Source organism: Pseudomonas sp. OTU5201 (genome assembly GCF_038440135.1).
Classification (GTDB): Bacteria; Pseudomonadota; Gammaproteobacteria; order Pseudomonadales; family Pseudomonadaceae; genus Metapseudomonas; species Metapseudomonas resinovorans.
This window is the reverse complement of the sequence record NZ_JASATC010000003.1, coordinates 23,766-40,929: the sequence shown is the minus strand read 5'-3', so window position 1 is coordinate 40,929 and position 17,164 is coordinate 23,766. Positions and strand designations below refer to the sequence as shown.

Below are 17,164 nucleotides of genomic sequence, written 5' to 3'. Positions count from 1 at the left end.
CAGGCCGGAGCAATCCGGCCTGTTCTTTTTTGAGGAGCCGCAATGGCCAAGCTGTCCCGCGAAGACTTCAGCTTCTTCCACCCCCTGCGCGTGCGCTGGGCCGAAGTGGACCCGCAAGGCATCGTTTTCAACGGCAACTACCTGACCTACGCTGACGTCGCCATCACCGAGTATTTCCGCGCCCTCGAAGTGGCCTATCCGGCCGATCTCCTCAAGGATGGCGGAGATTTTTTCGCGGTGAAGACCCTACTGGAATACCTGGCGCCCGCGCGCTTCGACGAACAACTGGAAGTGGGTGTGCGGGTCAGCCGGCTAGGCGGCGCCAGCATGGCCTTCGAGCTGGGCATCTGGCGCGAAGAGCAGCAACTGACCTCGGGCGAAGTGGTTTACGTGCATGCCGATGCCGACAACCGCAAGAGCCTGCGGTTGCCGGACTGGCTGAGGGAAAAAGTGCGGGGGTTCGAGCGGACTGCGCCAACCGACTGAGGCCGGCTAGCGAACACCGCCGAGCAACTCGGCCAGTCGCGCACGATCGGCTGCATAGGCCGCCATGGCGGCTTCGCGACTCTGCTCGTAGCGGACGATGTCCTTGTCCAGCCCCCTCTGCTGGTCGCGCAGGTTGTTGATCTGCTCCACCAAGTGGGAAGGGACGTCACGCCCGGCCCGCTCGCTCTCCGCAGCCTGGCTTTGCAGGTCGGCCTGCTGGGTACGCAGCGCCTGCTGATTGCCGCGGGCGACGCCGATCAGGCCATCCAGCTCGGCCAGCTTGCGTTCCAGGGCGCGGTCGACGTCTTCGACGCTGGTGTAAAGCCGCAGCAACTGCGCATCGGAGCTGGCACGGGCCTTTGCGTCCAGCTGGCGCTGCATTTCCTCGCGACTCGGAGCAGGCGGGATCACTCGAATGACCCGGCCCTGTTCGTTGAGCACCTCGTAACCCTTGCTAATGTATTCCGGCGGCACGCCCTGGCGATCAAGGACGGTCACGCCCTTGTCGTCGACGTAGCGATACAGCTCGGCCGCGCCGGCCAGCGTCGGCAACAGCAGAACCAGTGCCAGGCTGTAGCGGAGTGCAGGCAACATCAGCATGAGGAATCCCGGCCCCGAATGGTCAGATACCGAAGTTGGCGCGATAGGCTTCCACGGCGGGCAGGTGCTTCTTCAACTCCGCGTCACCGGCCAGGTATTCCAGTACCTGCTCCAGGGACACGATGCTGACCACCGGAATGCCGAAGTCGCGCTCTACTTCCTGTATAGCTGAGAGTTCACCCTGACCACGCTCCTGACGGTTCAGCGCGATCAAAACACCCGCCGCCTGGGCATTCTGCGCTTGGATGATCTGCATCACCTCGCGAATCGCGGTGCCGGCGGTGATCACGTCATCGATGATCAGCACGCGACCGGCAAGCGGTGCACCAACCAGGGTGCCGCCTTCGCCGTGGTCCTTGGCTTCCTTGCGGTTGAAGCACCACGGGATGTCGATCTGATGATGCTCGGCCAGTGACACGGCAGTCGCCGCCGCCAGTGGGATGCCCTTGTAGGCCGGACCGAACAGCACATCGAAAGGAATGCCGCTGTCCACCACGGCAGCCGCATAGAATCGGCCGAGCTGAGCAAGGGCCAGGCCACTGTTGAACAGGCCGGCATTGAAGAAATAAGGGCTGGTACGCCCGGATTTGAGAGTGAACTCACCGAAACGCAGAACTCCGCGCTCGATGGCAAAGCGAATGAAATCGCGCTGGTACGCCTGCATGAAAAGCCTCGGACGGCACGGATTTAGCTAAAAAGAAAGAGCTCGGGTATCATACACGCACGTGTTTTTGGGGGCCATTTATGCGGATCATCAGTGTGAACGTGAATGGTATTCAAGCGGCAGCCGAGCGAGGTCTCCTCAGCTGGCTGCAAGCTCAGAATGCCGACGTGATCTGCCTGCAAGACACACGTGCCTCCGCCTTCGACCTGGACGACCCTGCCTTCCAACTGGATGGTTATTTCCTCTACGCCGGCGATGCCGAAGTGCCTGCCCAAGGTGGCGTGGCGCTCTATTCGCGGTTGCAACCCAAGGCGGTTATCTGGGGACTCGGCTTCGAGTCCTGCGATCGGTACGGACGCTATCTGCAGGCTGATTTCGACAAAGTGAGCATCGCCACCCTGCTGCTGCCTTCCGGGCAAGGCGGGGACGAGAATCTGAACCATAAGTTCAAGTTCATGGACGACCTCACCCATTACTTCAACAAGCAGCGCCGCAAGCGTCGCGAATACATTTACTGCGGCTCGCTCTACGTCGCCCACCAGAAGCTGGATGTGAAGAACTGGCGCGACTGCCAGCAGATCCCCGGCTTCCTCGCGCCCGAGCGTGCATGGATGGACGAGGTGTTCGGCAACATGGGTTATGTCGACGCCCTGCGCGAAGTCAGCCGCGAAGGCGACCAGTTCAGTTGGTGGCCGGACAGCGAGCAGGCCGAGATGCTCAACCTCGGCTGGCGCTTCGATTATCAGGTGCTCACGCCTGGCCTGCGCCGCTTCGTGCGCAGTGCCCGCCTGCCACGCCAGCCGCGCTTCTCCCAGCATGCGCCGCTGATCGTCGACTACGACTGGCTACTGAGCGTGTGATCCAGGCAGAAAAAAGCCGGCGTTCGAGCCGGCTTTTTCTTGTCCGCGATTCGGCCTATTTCACCAGGCGCCAGCAGAAGGGGTAGCGGTACGCCTGACCTTCGTTGGCCTTGATCCCGGCGATGATGGTCAGCACCAGCGCACCGATGCTCACCAGGCCAAGCAGCGGGAAGCCGATCACCACCAGCATCAGCAGGAAGCACAGCACCACGGCCAGAGCCACAGTGATCTGGAAGTTCAACGCTTCCTTGCCCTGGGCGTCGACGAAGGGGTCGAGATCCTTCTTGATCTGCCAGATGATCAGCGGCCCCAACAGGTTGCCGAAGGGGAACACCAGACCGAGGAAGGCGGAAAAATGGCAGAACATCGCCCATTGCCGCACTTCCCGGTTCGGCTCCTGATACTGAGTAGGTTCGTCCATTCCTACGCCTCCTCGTGCGGATGTCGTGTCAGTCGGCCAGGGCAGCGCGCTGCAGTTCGAACAGCTCGTTCAGGCCCTTGCGTGCCAGGTCGAGCATGGCGGTCAGTTCTTCCGGCTGGAAGGGTGCGCCCTCGGCGGTACCCTGGACTTCGATGAAACCACCGGCATCGGTCATGACCACGTTCAGGTCAGTTTCGGCGGCCGCGTCTTCCAGGTAATCCAGGTCCAGCACCGGCTCACCCTGGTGTATGCCTACCGAGACGGCGGCGACCATCTGCTTCAGTGGCTCGCCTTTCAGCGCGCCACGCTTCTTCAGCACCTTCAGTGCGTCAACCAGGGCCACCATGGCGCCGGTGATGGAGGCGGTGCGAGTGCCACCGTCTGCCTGGATCACATCGCAATCCAGATAGATGGTGTTCTCACCCAGCTTGGTCATGTCCAAAGCGGCGCGCAGCGAGCGGCCGATGAGGCGCTGGATCTCCAGCGTACGACCGCCCTGCTTGCCGCGGCTGGCTTCACGCTGGTTACGCTCGCCGGTCGCACGCGGCAGCATGCCGTACTCAGCGGTCAGCCAACCCTGACCCTGTCCCTTGAGGAAGCGTGGCACGCCGGACTCGACGCTGGCCGTGCAGATCACCTTGGTATCCCCGAACTCCACCAGCACCGAACCTTCGGCGTGCTTGGTGTAGTTACGGGTGATGCGGATCGGACGCAGCTGTTCGGCCGCGCGGCCACTAGGACGTTTCATTGGGGCTTACCTGTTCGGGAGAAATCTGCCGGCCATTATAGAGGCCCTGCGGCACGGGGGACATCGCCGCGTTGGGAGGCGCGGTCCGCCTGGGCTACAATCCCCTCCTTTGATCGCCAAACCCAGAGGACACCCCATGGTGCACAGCATGACCGCCTTCGCCCGCGTAGAACGGGCCGGCCCCCACGGCACCCTGAGCTGGGAACTCCGCTCGGTCAATCACCGCTATCTCGAACCCCACCTGCGCCTGCCGGAAGCCTTCCGCGACCTCGAAGGCCCGGTGCGCGAAGCCCTGCGCCAGGGGCTCTCCCGCGGCAAGGTGGAATGTACGCTACGCCTCGCCGAAGAAAGTGCCGGCAAGCCGCTGCAGGTGGACCGCGAGCGCGCCAGCCAGCTGATTCAGGCGGCCGAGAGCGTTGCCGCACTGATCCAGCAACCGGCCCCGCTCAACCCGCTGGAAGTCCTCGCCTGGCCGGGCGTACTGGTGGCCGACGCCGCCGACCCGCAAGCACTGAACGCCGCCGCCATGGAGGCCTTCGCCCAGGCCCTCAACGAACTGAAGAATGGCCGCTCCCGCGAAGGCAGCGAACTGGCCCGCCTGCTCAATGACCGCCTCGACGCCATGCAGGAAGAAGTCACCGCCCTGCGCGCTCTGGTTCCACAGATGCTCACTGCCCAGCGGCAGAAAATTCTCGACCGCTTCAATGAGATGAAGGCCGAGCTGGAGCCGCAGCGCCTGGAGCAGGAAATGGTCCTGCTGGCGCAGAAGAGCGACGTGGCCGAAGAACTCGACCGCCTCGTCACCCATATCGGCGAAGTCCGCCGCGTGCTCAAGGCCGGCGGCGCCGCCGGTCGCCGCCTCGACTTCCTGATGCAGGAACTCAACCGCGAAGCCAATACCCTGGGCTCCAAGGCGTTCGATCCGCGCAGCACCCAGGCTGCGGTCACCCTCAAGGTGTTGATCGAGCAGATGCGCGAACAAGTCCAGAATATCGAGTAAGAGACTGCCCCCATGACCGCCACCCCCGGCACCCTGTACATCGTTTCCGCCCCCTCCGGCGCCGGCAAGACCAGCCTGGTCAAAGCACTGATCGACGCCGAACCGAACATCCGCGTTTCGGTGTCCCACACCACCCGAGGCATGCGCCCGGGCGAAGTGGACAGCGTCAACTACAACTTCGTGACCCGCGAAGAGTTCGTGCAGATGCTCGAACACGGTGATTTCCTGGAGCATGCCGAAGTCTTCGGCAACCTCTACGGTACTTCCCAGCGCTGGGTGCAACAGACCCTGGCCGAGGGTCATGACCTGATTCTCGAGATCGACTGGCAAGGTGCCCAGCAGGTCCGCCACCTGATGCCCCGGGCCAAGTCCATCTTCATCCTGCCGCCGAGCCAGCACGCCCTGCGCCAACGTCTGGACAACCGCGGCCAGGACAGCGAAGAGATCATCGAGCGCCGCATGCGCGAGGCGGTCAGCGAGATGAGCCACTACGTCGAGTACGACTACCTGGTGATCAACGACGACTTCGCCACCGCGCTGGAAGACCTCAAGGCCATCTTCCGCGCCAACCAGCTGCGTCACGACGCGCAACAGGTCCGCCACGGCGCCCTGCTGGCCCACCTGCTCGACTGACTGCGCACTCTATTGAGGCGATAGCTGGCCTCTCAGCCGGCATTGGGCCAGACTCCACCCTGGAAACGCTGAAAATCGGCGCTTCCCTAATTGCTGGCGATTTTTTAGACTATCCAGTCCGCTCGCCCATTCGGGCACCGTATCAGCCATTCATTTCGTGCTACGAGGAACACCATGGCCCGCGTTACCGTTGAAGATTGCCTGGACAACGTTGATAACCGCTTCGAGCTGGTCATGCTCGCCACCAAGCGTTCCCGTCAGCTGGCCACCGGCGGCAAAGAGCCGAAGGTAGCCTGGGAAAATGACAAGCCGACCGTAGTCGCCCTGCGCGAAATCGCTGCCGGCCTGGTCGATTACGACGTCATCGCCCAGGAAGACATCGTTGAAGAAGAGCCGCTGTTTGCCGCATTCGAGGACGAGGCCAACGAGGCCCTCTGATTCCATGCCTGGTCGACGTCGCACGGCACAGGGTAGAAAAGGTCGGCAAGGAGAAAAATCTTGCCGAGCATAGACGCCCTTGCCGAACGACTTTCGACCTATCTCGGCGCCGACCAGGTCAACCTGGTGCGCCGGGCCTACTTCTATGCCGAGCAGGCCCATGATGGCCAGCGTCGGCGCAGCGGCGAAGCGTACGTTACTCACCCGCTTGCCGTAGCCAGCATCCTTGCCGACATGCACATGGATCATCAGAGCCTGATGGCCGCGATGCTGCATGACGTGATCGAGGACACCGGCATCGCCAAGGAAGCCCTCAGCGGGCAGTTCGGCGAGACCGTTGCCGAGTTGGTGGACGGGGTCAGCAAACTGACCCAGATGAACTTCGAGTCCAAGGCCGAAGCCCAGGCTGAAAACTTCCAGAAGATGGCCATGGCCATGGCCCGCGATATCCGCGTGATCCTGGTCAAGCTGGCCGACCGCCTGCACAACATGCGCACCCTGGAAGTGCTGTCCGGCGAGAAACGCCGACGCATTGCCAAGGAAACCCTGGAAATCTACGCCCCTATCGCCAACCGGCTGGGCATGCACAGCATGCGCGTGGAGTTCGAGGACCTTGGCTTCAAGGCCATGCACCCGATGCGCTCCGAGCGTATCCGCGCTGCTGTCCGCCGCGCCCGCGGCAACCGCAAGGAAATCGTCAACAAGATTGAGGAATCGCTGACCAACTGCCTGCGCCGCGAAGGCATGGAAGGCGAGGTCATCGGCCGCGAGAAGCACCTCTACAGCATCTACAAGAAGATGCGCGGCAAGCGCCGGGCGTTCAATGAAATCATGGACGTCTACGCCTTCCGCATCATCGTCGACAAGGTCGACACCTGCTACCGTGTGCTTGGCGCCGTGCACAACCTGTACAAACCGCTGCCCGGTCGCTTCAAGGACTACATCGCGATTCCCAAGGCCAATGGCTACCAGTCGCTGCACACCACCCTGTTCGGCATGCACGGCGTGCCCATCGAGATCCAGATCCGCACCCGCGAGATGGAAGAGATGGCCAACAACGGCATCGCCGCCCACTGGCTGTACAAGTCCGCCGAGGACGACCAGCCCAAGGGCACCCACGCCCGCGCCCGCCAGTGGGTCAAAGGCATCCTGGAACTGCAGCAACGTGCCGGCAACTCCCTGGAATTCATCGAGAGCGTGAAGATCGACCTCTTCCCCGACGAGGTCTACGTGTTCACGCCCAAGGGCCGCATCATGGAGCTGCCCAAAGGCTCCACCGCGGTCGACTTCGCCTACGCGGTGCATACCGACGTCGGCAACACCTGCATCGCCTGTCGCATCAACCGCCGCCTGGCACCGCTATCCGAACCGCTGCAGAGCGGCGAGACGGTGGAGATCGTCACAGCGCCGGGCGCCAGGCCGAACCCGGCCTGGCTCAATTTCGTGGTCACTGGCAAGGCACGCACCCACATCCGCCACGCCCTCAAGCAGCAGCGCCGCTCCGAGTCAATCAACCTCGGCGAGCGACTGCTGAACAAAGCCCTGGCCGGCTTCGAGAGTCACATGGACAAGATCAGCCCCGAGCGTGTCCAGGCCGTTCTCGGCGAGTACCGCCTGGACGTGATCGAAGACCTGCTGGAAGACGTCGGCCTTGGCAATCGCATGGCCTACGTCGTCGCCCGCCGCCTGCTGGCCAGTGACGGTGAACAGTTGCCGAGCCCCGAGGGTCCGTTGGCGATTCGCGGCACCGAGGGCCTGGTGCTGAGCTACGCCAAGTGCTGCACGCCGATCCCCGGCGACCCCATAGTCGGCCATCTTTCTGCCGGCAAGGGCATGGTGGTGCACCTGGAAAGCTGCAAGAACATCGGCGAAATCCGGCACAACCCGGAGAAATGCATCCAGCTGTCGTGGGCCAAGGACGTCGCAGGCGAATTCAACGTCGAACTGCGCGTCGAGCTGGAACACCAGCGCGGCCTGATCGCCCTGCTGGCCAGCAGCGTCAACGCCGCCGACGGCAATATCGAGAAAATCAGCATGGACGAGCGCGATGGCCGCATCAGCGTAGTCCAACTGGTGGTCAGCGTGCATGACCGTGTACACCTGGCCCGCGTGATCAAGAAGCTGCGTGCGCTCAAGGGGGTGATCCGCATCACCCGTGTGCGGGCGTAGCCGATCCCAAGAAACCCAAGGAGTTCTCATGAGCAAGACCGTCATCAGCAGCGACAAGGCCCCCGCCGCCATCGGCACTTACTCCCAGGCCATCAAGGCCGGCAACACCGTCTACCTCTCCGGCCAGATCCCGCTGGACCCGAAGACCATGGAACTGGTTGAAGGCTTCGAAGAGCAGACCGTGCAGGTGTTCGAGAACCTGAAGGCCGTGGCCGAAGCCGCGGGCGGCTCCTTCAAGGACATCGTCAAGCTGAACATTTTCCTCACCGACCTGTCCCACTTCGCCAAGGTCAACGAAGTCATGGGCCGCTACTTCGAGCAGCCCTACCCGGCTCGTGCCGCCATCGGCGTTGCCGCCCTGCCGCGCGGCTCCCAGGTGGAAATGGACGCCATCCTGGTCCTCGAATAAGAGCCTCTCTGCCACGGGCCGTCTTGCCCGTGGCATCGTTCCGGAAGGAATCCGTCATGCGTCACGCCCTCCCTCTGCTGCTCTGCGCGGCGATTCTCGGCGGCTGCTCAAGCGCGCCCTCTGACCCCAGTGGCATCTGGATCAACCAGGCGGCAATCAACGCCGCAGCCAAAGAGGGCAAGCTGCGCGAGTCCCTGCTCGCTTATGGCCCGAACCTGGAGTGGCAGATCGACCAGAAAACCGGCGAAGCCCACTACAGCAACGGCTTCGAGCTGGGCGAAGGACGCCTCGCAGTCCAGGAAGATGGCAACTGGCGGGTGGACTTCTATGGCGACTTCCACGAAACGCTGGAAGTGGACGGCAACCAACTGGTCCAGCAGGCCAGCGAGAACCTTCCCGAGCAGCGCTTCGTTCACCCGGAAAAGACTCCCGCCGAGGGCACCCCACTTGGCGGCGCCTTCGAACACGCGCTCTACACCGCCTACCTCGGCGGCAGCTGGAAGATCGTCGAAGGCCAGGGTCAGGGCGGTCTCGTCAAGTTCAACCCCGACGGCAGCCTCGAAGGCCTACCGGGCGCTGATCGTTACGCGTTGTGCCTGGCCGGTGACTGTGCAGCCATGAGTGGCGAGAACGACAGTATCTGGCTGCAGCAGGGCAATCAGGGCGCGGCGTGGATCTTCGTCCACGATGGCGATGAACTGGAAATCCTCGAAGCTCGCAATCGCGCTCAAATCGACGAGATGCCCGAGTACTTCCCCGGCAAACGCGCCTGGCTGCTGGAGCGCGACTGAATCTTTGCGACCCCTGGGTGGGCAGTTCGGCGTGGGCTGAAGCCCACTCTACAAGCCGCGTATTGCCCCTGCGGCCAACCATCCCCCTAGCGCCAATAGTAGAGCGCCGCAGAGCCGATCCAGCGCCCTCACCCGCATCTGCAGCCAGCCGCGCCAGCGCGGATGGCCCAGCAAACGCACCAGCGTCATATCCCAGAACAGCACCACCGCTGTCATCCAGCCCATGCTCATGACCAGTCCCCAATCGGGCATGGCCGCATTGCGCAGCAGGCCGAACAGCCCGGCATAGAAGATCGGCAGCTTGGGATTGAGGCAGCTGGCGAGCAGTCCCTCGGAAAAACCGAGCCGCCACGAACCACGCTCGCCTGCCTCGGCCTGCAGCAGTTCCAGATCGCGGGTCGCCAGCAGCGCCTGGGCGCCGATCCAGATGAAGTAGCCGCCTCCCGCCAACTGCAGCAGTTTCCACCCAGGCCCCTCCAGAGCGGGCAACAGGGTCAGGGCGAGCAGCACCAGCAACATGCTCAGTAAGTTGGCCAGCGCGATGCCCGCCGCCGCACCGTCGGCATGGCGCAATCCTTTGACCAACCCAGCGCGCAGCAGTAGGAAAAAATCCGGACCTGGCGACAGCAAGGCAGCGAAATGAGTGCTGGCGACCAGCAGGAACAGCGCAAGCATGACGACGCACCTCCGTTGAACACGGCGGCCAGTGTCGAAGCCCGATGGCTTGGCGGTCTTGGAGAAAACTCAGGTGCGTGCGGCGCGGCGGAATTGCCCAGGCGTCACGCCAGTGAAGCGTTTGAAGGTCCCGGAAAAATGCGCCTGGTCGTAGAAACCCAAGGACAGCGCCACCTCCAGCGGCGGCTCATCACTCAGCAGCATGCGCTTGGCTTCACGTACCCGGCGCTGCAGCAGGTAGGTGTGCGGTGGCACGCCGTAGGCGCGGCGGAATGCCTCGATCAGATGGCGCGGATGGCGCTGCACCAGAGCGGCCAATTGCTCCAGGCTGACCGCCTCGACGTAATGGGCCTCCAAGTAGTCGCGCAGAAAGGCCGTCACCCCGCCGTCCCGCGTGGCGGGTGCCGTCGCGCGCAACCCGCCGTGACGCACGAACACCCGCTCCAGCACCTCCAGCAGCTCGCTTTCCAGGGCCAGCGCATCGCCCCGCTCGAACTCCGCCGCCAGGCGCGCCAGGCCCGCCGCCACCAGTCCGTCATCGGCCGGGTTCAGCTCGCGGAAACCGCTGGGTAGACGCTTGCGTCCGAGCAGTGTCGGCAGGCGCGACTCCTCCACATAAAGCATGCGATAGACCAATCGCTCGGACTCGGCATGGCCGGTATGGGGCTCCTCGGGGTTCATCAGCGACAGGGTGCCTGCTGGCAAAGCATGGCGCGCGCCCCGGCACTGGTAGCCGCCCACGCCCTGGAGAATGGCGCCAATGGCAAAGGCATCGTGGCTGTGGCGGCCGAAGGGCTGCCCGGAGAAATCCGCATGGAACAGCTCCACCCCCGGCAACCAGGGACGCGCCAGCATACGGTTGGCATCCACGCTCAGGGCTCGCCCAGGATGGCGGCGTAACCTTCGCGGAAGCTGGCGTAGCGCGGTGCCCAGCCCAGCGCGCGAGCACGTGCGTTGCTGCAGCGCTTGCTGCCCGAGCGGCGCACGGTGGACTCCTCGGCCCACTCGGTCACCCCCATCCGCTCACGCAGCCACCCCACCACTTCGTGGAGCGGAGCCGGAGCATCGTCGACACCGATATAGCAGTCCTCAAGTGTTACACCGCCAGCATCGGCCTTGAGCAGGTGGGCCAGCAGCCCGGCGCAATCGTCCACGTGAATGCGATTGGCATAGAGCGGAGGTTCACTGACCACGCGGTAGCCCATGCGGACCTGCTTGAGCAGCCATTCGCGACCCGGACCGTAGATGCCGGTCAGGCGTACAAGGGTCGAAGGAATGCAGCTGTCCATGGCCAACCGCTCCGCTTCCCGCATCACCCGGCCGGAATAGCCCTCGGCCTCGGCGGGAGAGGTTTCATCGATCCATTCGCCGTCGCGCTGGGCATAGACGCCGCTGCTGGAGACGAACAGCAGGCGCCGCGGCATCTGCCCGCGCTGGGCCAGCCAGGCGAGCACATGGCGCAGACCGTCGACATAAGCGGCGCGGTAGCCAGCTTCGTCGTGCTGAGTGGCCGCCACGCAATAGACCAGGTAGTCCAGCGGCCCCTTTGGCCAATCCACCGGGCACTCGGCCCGCTCCAGGTCGCCTGCCACCGGCAGCACGCCGGCCGGCAGCGCTGCGACGTTGCGACGCAGGCCATGGACGGTCCAGCCGACCTGCAGCATCTGTAGGGCCAGGCGGCTGCCAACATCGCCGCAGCCGGCGATCAGGAGGGAAGCGGGCATCAGGGAAGCTCCGAAAAAGTCCTCAGGATAGGCGCACGGGCGGCCATCGCCAATCGCTCAGGCGAGGGGCGAATCGCCGGGCGAGGGCACAATCGTTATATAGTCACTTTTACAAACAAGAATTACTTGCAATAATGCCAACCCTTCGGTCCCGGCCGACGCTTGCGCGCCGATGGACGAAACCGCTTCCTTTCCTTCAGGTCCGGCCAGCATGAAATCCTACGCCCGCAACGCACAGCCCCATACCGTCGCCCGCCCGCCACGCCTGCTGGCAGCCTTACTGATCAGCCTGATGCTGGCGCCCGGCAGCTCCTTCGCTGAAGAGCCGACCGTCCAGTCCGTGCCGGCTGCCGCCACTCCGGCAGTCGCTCCGGCGCCCACCGCTGACGCCGCTAACGCGCCTGCCGATGCTCCGGTAGCAACCGGCGCTCCGACAGCCGAAGGCACCGTCGCGCCAGTCGATGCCGCCGCCCAGGCCCCGAACGCCCTGCCGACCGACCCGCTGGCCGCCGAAGTCGAAGGCGAGCAGATGCTTGCTCACGACCTGTCGCCCTGGGGCATGTATCAGAACGCCGACATCGTGGTGAAGGCCGTGATGATCGGCCTGGCCTTGGCCTCCGTCCTGACCTGGACCGTGTGGATCGCCAAGGGTTTCGAACTGGTCGCGGCCAAGCGCCGCCTGCGCCGTGAGCTGCTGGCCCTGAAAGGCGCCCGCACCCTGGGCGAGGCTGGCGAGCAGGTCAGCAATGGCAGCTGCGTCTCCCGCCTACTGGTCCTGGACGCCCAAGAAGAGGTGAAGCTGTCCACCAACACCCGCGAGAAGGAAGGCATCAAAGAGCGCGTCAGCTTCCGCCTCGAGCGCCTCGTGGCCGCCAGCGGACGGCAGATGAGCCAGGGCACCGGCGTACTCGCCACCATTGGCTCCACAGCGCCCTTCGTCGGCCTGTTCGGTACCGTCTGGGGCATCATGAACAGCTTCATTGGCATCGCCAAATCCCAGACCACCAACCTCGCCGTGGTCGCCCCCGGTATCGCCGAAGCCCTGCTGGCCACGGCCCTTGGCCTGGTAGCAGCGATCCCCGCCGTGGTCATCTACAACGTCTTCGCCCGCTCCATCGCCGGCTACAAGGCCCAGGTGTCCGACGCCTCCGCCCAGGTGCTGCTGCTGGTCAGCCGCGACCTCGACCACCAACCGGCCGAACGTGGCCAGTCTCCGCAAATGGCGAAAGTGGGCTGACCCATGGGAATCCATCTGAACGAAGGTGGCGATGATCTCCAGGAAACCCACGAGATCAACGTCACCCCCTTCATCGACGTAATGCTGGTGCTGCTCATCATCTTCATGGTTGCAGCGCCCCTGGCCACGGTCGATATCAAGGTCGACCTGCCCGCGTCCACCGCCAAGCCCGCGCCCAGGCCGGACAAGCCGATCTACCTGAGCATCAAGGAAGACAAGAGCCTGTACCTGGACAACGAGCAAGTCACCGAGGAGCAGTTAGGCAGCGTGCTGGACAAGCTGACCAACGCCGACAAGGAAAAGACTATCTTCGTGCGCGGCGACAAGGTGGTGGAATACGGTCGTCTGATGGAAGTCATGGACACCCTGCGCGGCGCCGGCTACCTGAAGATCGGCCTGGTCGGACTCGAGACGGTCGGGACTAAATGAGCCAAGGCAAACGCAAGCTGTCGCAATGGGGCGTCAGCCTGGTCCTCGTGCTCGGCCTGCACATCGGCCTCGGCCTCTGGGCGCTGTACTGGCGTCCGCACGCCGAGCCGATCGAACTGCCGCCCGCGGCCATGATCGTGGAGCTGGAGCCGCTTCCAGCCCCCGCGCCCAAGCCGGCACCGCCGCCTCCTCGCCAGGTCGAGCCCGAGCCCGAGCCGCTGCCCAAGCTGGTGGAAGCGCCCAAGCCGAAGATCGCCATCGCGCCCAAGCCGAATCCCAAGCCCAAGCCGCCGCAACCTAAACCGCCTGAGCCCAAGCCCGAGAAGCCGCGGGAAACCGAAAGCGTGAAGGAAAGCGTTGCGGCGCCGACCACCCCGGCCCCGAGCGACACCAAGCCCGCAGCCCAACAACAGGCCGCCACCAGCGCACCTTCGGACGCCAAGCCAACCTGGCAGAGCAAGCTGCTCAGCCACCTGGCCCGCTACAAGCGCTACCCGGACGATGCCCGCCGTCGCGGCTTCGAAGGGGTCAACCGCTTGCGCTTCGTGGTCGACGCTGAAGGCAAGGTGATCTCCTATTCCCTGGTCGGCAAGTCCGGTAGTGCCTCGCTGGATCGGGCCACCCTGGAGATGATCCGCCGCGCCCAACCGCTGCCGCCTCCCCCGCCGGAGCTGCTGAACAACGGCTCGTTGGAAGTAGTCGCGCCCTTCGTCTACTCGTTGGACCGCCGCTGACTCCCAAGCGCCTGCGCCACCCCGCGCAGGCGCTTGGTTCCATTGACTCCAGCCGCTATGCTTGCCGGACCTCAATGGAAAAATGCTATGACCCTCACCGAACTGCGCTACATCGTCACCCTCGCCCAGGAACAGCACTTCGGCCGTGCCGCCGAGCGTTGCCATGTGAGCCAGCCGACCCTGTCGGTCGGGGTGAAAAAACTGGAAGACGAGCTCGGCGTGCTTATCTTCGAGCGCAGCAAGAGCGCGGTACGCCTGACGCCCGTTGGTGAGGGCATCGTTACCCAGGCACAGAAGGTCCTGGAGCAGGCACAGGGCATCCGCGAGATGGCCCAGGCCGGCAAGAACCAGTTGGCCGCGCCGCTCAAGGTGGGCGCCATCTACACCGTCGGCCCCTACCTCTTCCCGCACCTTATTCCGCAGTTGCACCGGGTCGCCCCGCAGATGCCGCTGTACATCGAAGAGAACTTCACCCACGTCCTGCGCGACAAGCTGCGCACCGGCGAACTGGACGCGATCATCATCGCCCTGCCCTTCGCCGAAGCCGACGTGCTGACCAAGCCGCTCTACGACGAACCCTTTTACGTGCTGCTGCCATTCGGGCACCCCTGGACCGAACGCGAGTCCATTGACAGCGAGATGCTCAACGACAAGAGCCTGCTGCTGCTGGGCGAAGGCCACTGCTTCCGCGACCAGGTGCTGGAAGCCTGCCCGAGCCTGCGCAAAGGTGGCGAAGACAGCGCGAAGCACACCACGGTGGAGTCCAGCTCCCTGGAAACCATCCGGCACATGGTCGCCTCCGGTCTCGGCGTGTCGATCCTGCCCTTCTCTGCAGTGGACAGCCACCACTACGCCCCTGGCGTGATCGAGATTCGTCCGCTGACCCCACCAGTGCCCTTCCGCACCGTGGCCATCGCCTGGCGCGCCAGCTTCCCGCGTCCGCGCGCCATTGAAGTCCTGGCGGACTCCATCCGCCTCTGCTCCGTGGCCCACCCGAAAACCCAGGGCGAACCGCAGCCGGCATGACCGAGCTGGCCCAAGTCTCCGTTACCGCACTCAAGGGTGTGGGGGCTGCCCTGGCAGAGAAGCTCGCCAAGGTCGGCCTGGAGAACCTGCAGGACATCCTCTTCCACCTGCCCACCCGCTACCAGGATCGCACCCGCATCACCCCTATCGGCGAGCTGCGCCCGGGGCAGGATGCGGTGGTCGAAGGCATAGTCGGCGGCGCCGATGTGGTCATGGGCCGCCGGCGCAGTCTGCTGGTACGCCTGCAGGACGGCACCGGCACCCTCAGCCTGCGCTTCTTCCACTTCAGCCAGGCGCAGAAGGAAGGCCTCAAACGCGGCACCCAGTTGCGCTGCTACGGCGAAGTTCGCCCTGGCGCCACCGGACTGGAGATCTACCACCCGGAGTACCGCTCCCTGTCGGGCGATGAGGCGCCGCCGGTCGAACAGACCCTGACGCCGATCTACCCCACCACCGAGGGCCTTACCCAGCAGCGCCTGCGCAGCCTCAGCCAACTTGCCCTGGCCCGCCTCGGCCCGCACAGCCTGCCGGACTGGCTGCCCAAGGAGTTGGCTCGCGATTACCACCTGGGCTCCCTCGATGACGCCATCCGCTACCTGCACCGGCCGCCGCCGGATGCCGACCTGGAAGAACTCGCCGAGGGTCAGCACTGGGCCCAGCAGCGCCTCGCCTTCGAGGAACTGCTAACCCACCAACTGTCACTGCAGCGTCTGCGCGAAAGCCTGCGCGCCCAGCACGCACCGCAGTTGCCGCCAGCACGCAAACTGCCCGCCCAGTACCTGGCCAACCTCGGCTTCAAGCCCACCGGGGCCCAGCAGCGCGTCGGCGCCGAGATCGCCTACGACCTGGCCCAGCAGGAGCCCATGCTGCGCCTGGTGCAGGGCGATGTCGGCGCCGGCAAGACCGTGGTCGCCGCCCTCGCTGCTTTGCAGGCGCTGGAGGCCGGCTACCAGGTGGCACTGATGGCGCCCACCGAAATCCTCGCCGAGCAGCACTACCTCAACTTCAGCAAATGGCTGCAGCCGCTGGGCATCGAAGTCGCCTGGCTCGCCGGCAAGCTCAAGGGCAAGGCCCGCGCCTCCGCGCTGGAGCAGATCGCCGGCGGTACGCCGATGGTGGTCGGCACCCACGCGCTGTTCCAGGACGAAGTGAAGTTCAAGCGCCTGGCCCTGGTAATCATCGATGAACAGCACCGCTTTGGTGTGCAGCAGCGCCTGGCCCTGCGCCAGAAGGGCGTGGACGGCCGCCTCTGCCCGCACCAGCTGATCATGACCGCCACCCCCATTCCCCGGACATTGGCCATGAGCGCCTATGCCGACCTGGACACCTCCATCCTCGACGAACTACCCCCTGGCCGCACCCCGGTGAATACCGTGCTGGTAGCCGACAGCCGCCGCATCGAGGTGATCGAGCGAGTCCGCGCGGCCTGTTTCGAAGGCCGCCAGGCCTATTGGGTTTGCACCCTGATCGAAGAATCCGAGGAGCTGACCTGCCAGGCGGCGGAAACCACCTTCGAAGAACTCTCTTCAGCCCTGGGCGAGTTGCGTGTCGGCCTGATCCACGGACGCATGAAGCCCGCCGAGAAAGCGGCGGTGATGGCCGAATTCAAGGCCGGTGCGCTGCAATTGCTGGTGGCCACCACCGTGATCGAAGTGGGCGTAGACGTGCCTAACGCCAGCCTGATGATCATCGAGAACCCCGAGCGCCTGGGCCTGGCCCAGTTGCACCAGCTGCGCGGCCGCGTTGGCCGGGGCAGCGCCGCCAGCCACTGCGTGCTGCTCTACCACGCACCGCTGTCGCAACTCGGCCGCGAGCGCCTGGCAATCATGCGCGAAACCTGCGACGGCTTCGTCATCGCAGAGAAGGACCTGGAACTGCGCGGTCCCGGCGAAATGCTTGGTACCCGCCAGACCGGCCTGCTGCAGTTCAAGGTGGCCGACCTGATGCGCGACGCCGACCTGTTACCGGCTGTTCGCGACGCCGCACAGGCCCTGCTGGCCCATTGGCCACAACATGTCAGTCCACTATTGGAGCGCTGGTTGCGTCACGGCCAACAGTACGGCCAAGTGTGACGCAGTTCACAGCTCAGCCGTCGCCTCGCGCCGATCTCTTACGACCTG

20 protein-coding genes are annotated in these 17,164 nt (G+C 64.6%); 13 read left to right on the top strand and 7 right to left on the bottom strand.

The features are described 5' to 3' along the window. Window positions 1–42: 42 nt before the first annotated feature. The gene (locus tag AAHM40_RS02625; protein ID WP_342243296.1) at window positions 43–486 is read left to right on the top strand and encodes an acyl-CoA thioesterase; all 444 of its coding nucleotides are present in this window, start codon (window positions 43–45) and stop codon (window positions 484–486) included. Between the two features lie 6 nt (window positions 487–492). Here the strand turns inward: AAHM40_RS02625 and AAHM40_RS02620 are convergent, their stop codons facing one another. After that, on the bottom strand, window positions 493–1,086 hold the full coding sequence (locus tag AAHM40_RS02620) for a DUF4124 domain-containing protein (protein WP_446731528.1): 594 nt from the start codon (window positions 1,084–1,086) through the stop codon (window positions 493–495). 22 nt (window positions 1,087–1,108) lie between these two features. Further along, complete coding sequence (pyrE, locus tag AAHM40_RS02615; protein ID WP_028626896.1) at window positions 1,109–1,750, bottom strand: orotate phosphoribosyltransferase; 642 nt, start codon at window positions 1,748–1,750, stop codon at window positions 1,109–1,111. An 80-nt stretch (window positions 1,751–1,830) separates the two neighbouring features. Here pyrE and AAHM40_RS02610 point away from each other — a divergent pair, with 80 nt between their 5' ends. Continuing rightward, window positions 1,831–2,610, top strand: a complete 780-nt coding sequence (locus AAHM40_RS02610; RefSeq protein ID WP_342243295.1) for an exodeoxyribonuclease III — start codon at window positions 1,831–1,833, stop codon at window positions 2,608–2,610. Between the two features lie 55 nt (window positions 2,611–2,665). Here AAHM40_RS02610 and AAHM40_RS02605 read toward each other — a convergent pair whose 3' ends face one another. Beyond that, window positions 2,666–3,031 (bottom strand): DUF4870 domain-containing protein, encoded by a 366-nt coding sequence (locus AAHM40_RS02605; protein WP_342243294.1) that lies wholly within the window; start codon window positions 3,029–3,031, stop codon window positions 2,666–2,668. Between the two features lie 28 nt (window positions 3,032–3,059). After that, entirely contained in the window at window positions 3,060–3,779 is a 720-nt protein-coding gene (rph, locus tag AAHM40_RS02600) for a ribonuclease PH (protein ID WP_342243293.1), read from the bottom strand. 136 nt (window positions 3,780–3,915) lie between these two features. On the opposite strand from rph, the gene AAHM40_RS02595 reads away from it, so the two are divergent. The 6 genes from AAHM40_RS02595 to AAHM40_RS02570 all read left to right on the top strand — a co-directional run bounded on the left by AAHM40_RS02595 (window position 3,916) and on the right by AAHM40_RS02570 (window position 9,219). Continuing rightward, a complete protein-coding gene (locus tag AAHM40_RS02595; protein ID WP_342243292.1) occupies window positions 3,916–4,779 on the top strand; it encodes a YicC/YloC family endoribonuclease in 864 nt (287 codons plus the stop codon). Window positions 4,780–4,791: 12 nt separating this feature from the next. Beyond that, entirely contained in the window at window positions 4,792–5,412 is a 621-nt protein-coding gene (gene gmk / locus AAHM40_RS02590) for a guanylate kinase (protein ID WP_028626901.1), read from the top strand. A gap of 174 nt (window positions 5,413–5,586) precedes the next feature. Beyond that, window positions 5,587–5,850, top strand: coding sequence for a DNA-directed RNA polymerase subunit omega (gene rpoZ, locus AAHM40_RS02585; RefSeq protein ID WP_016495387.1), 264 nt, complete (start codon window positions 5,587–5,589; stop codon window positions 5,848–5,850). Window positions 5,851–5,910: 60 nt separating this feature from the next. After that, the gene (spoT, locus tag AAHM40_RS02580; RefSeq protein ID WP_342243291.1) at window positions 5,911–8,019 is read left to right on the top strand and encodes a bifunctional GTP diphosphokinase/guanosine-3',5'-bis pyrophosphate 3'-pyrophosphohydrolase; all 2,109 of its coding nucleotides are present in this window, start codon (window positions 5,911–5,913) and stop codon (window positions 8,017–8,019) included. A gap of 28 nt (window positions 8,020–8,047) precedes the next feature. Next, complete coding sequence (locus tag AAHM40_RS02575) at window positions 8,048–8,428, top strand: RidA family protein (protein ID WP_028626903.1); 381 nt, start codon at window positions 8,048–8,050, stop codon at window positions 8,426–8,428. A gap of 56 nt (window positions 8,429–8,484) precedes the next feature. After that, window positions 8,485–9,219, top strand: coding sequence for a hypothetical protein (locus AAHM40_RS02570; RefSeq protein ID WP_342243290.1), 735 nt, complete (start codon window positions 8,485–8,487; stop codon window positions 9,217–9,219). A gap of 48 nt (window positions 9,220–9,267) precedes the next feature. Here the strand turns inward: AAHM40_RS02570 and AAHM40_RS02565 are convergent, their stop codons facing one another. The 3 genes from AAHM40_RS02565 to AAHM40_RS02555 all read right to left on the bottom strand — a co-directional run bounded on the left by AAHM40_RS02565 (window position 9,268) and on the right by AAHM40_RS02555 (window position 11,618). Further along, window positions 9,268–9,894, bottom strand: a complete 627-nt coding sequence (locus tag AAHM40_RS02565; protein ID WP_342243289.1) for a LysE family translocator — start codon at window positions 9,892–9,894, stop codon at window positions 9,268–9,270. A 69-nt stretch (window positions 9,895–9,963) separates the two neighbouring features. After that, a complete protein-coding gene (locus AAHM40_RS02560; protein ID WP_342243288.1) occupies window positions 9,964–10,764 on the bottom strand; it encodes a helix-turn-helix transcriptional regulator in 801 nt (266 codons plus the stop codon). A gap of 2 nt (window positions 10,765–10,766) precedes the next feature. Continuing rightward, on the bottom strand, window positions 10,767–11,618 hold the full coding sequence (locus tag AAHM40_RS02555) for an SDR family oxidoreductase (RefSeq protein ID WP_342243287.1): 852 nt from the start codon (window positions 11,616–11,618) through the stop codon (window positions 10,767–10,769). A 211-nt stretch (window positions 11,619–11,829) separates the two neighbouring features. Here AAHM40_RS02555 and exbB point away from each other — a divergent pair, with 211 nt between their 5' ends. From exbB to recG, 5 genes are all read left to right on the top strand, one after another. Further along, window positions 11,830–12,855: a tonB-system energizer ExbB gene (exbB, locus tag AAHM40_RS02550; RefSeq protein WP_342243286.1), complete on the top strand. Its 1,026-nt coding sequence runs from the start codon at window positions 11,830–11,832 to the stop codon at window positions 12,853–12,855. Window positions 12,856–12,858: 3 nt separating this feature from the next. Beyond that, window positions 12,859–13,284: a TonB system transport protein ExbD gene (exbD, locus tag AAHM40_RS02545; RefSeq protein WP_342243285.1), complete on the top strand. Its 426-nt coding sequence runs from the start codon at window positions 12,859–12,861 to the stop codon at window positions 13,282–13,284. Next, a complete protein-coding gene (locus AAHM40_RS02540) occupies window positions 13,281–14,018 on the top strand; it encodes an energy transducer TonB (protein WP_342243284.1) in 738 nt (245 codons plus the stop codon). The genes exbD and AAHM40_RS02540 overlap by 4 nt, the downstream gene beginning before the upstream one ends. 87 nt (window positions 14,019–14,105) lie before the next feature. Beyond that, complete coding sequence (locus AAHM40_RS02535; RefSeq protein WP_342243283.1) at window positions 14,106–15,044, top strand: hydrogen peroxide-inducible genes activator; 939 nt, start codon at window positions 14,106–14,108, stop codon at window positions 15,042–15,044. Further along, on the top strand, window positions 15,041–17,116 hold the full coding sequence (recG, locus tag AAHM40_RS02530) for an ATP-dependent DNA helicase RecG (protein WP_342243282.1): 2,076 nt from the start codon (window positions 15,041–15,043) through the stop codon (window positions 17,114–17,116). Before AAHM40_RS02535 ends, recG begins: the two co-directional genes overlap by 4 nt. The last annotated feature ends 48 nt before the right edge of the window (window positions 17,117–17,164 follow it).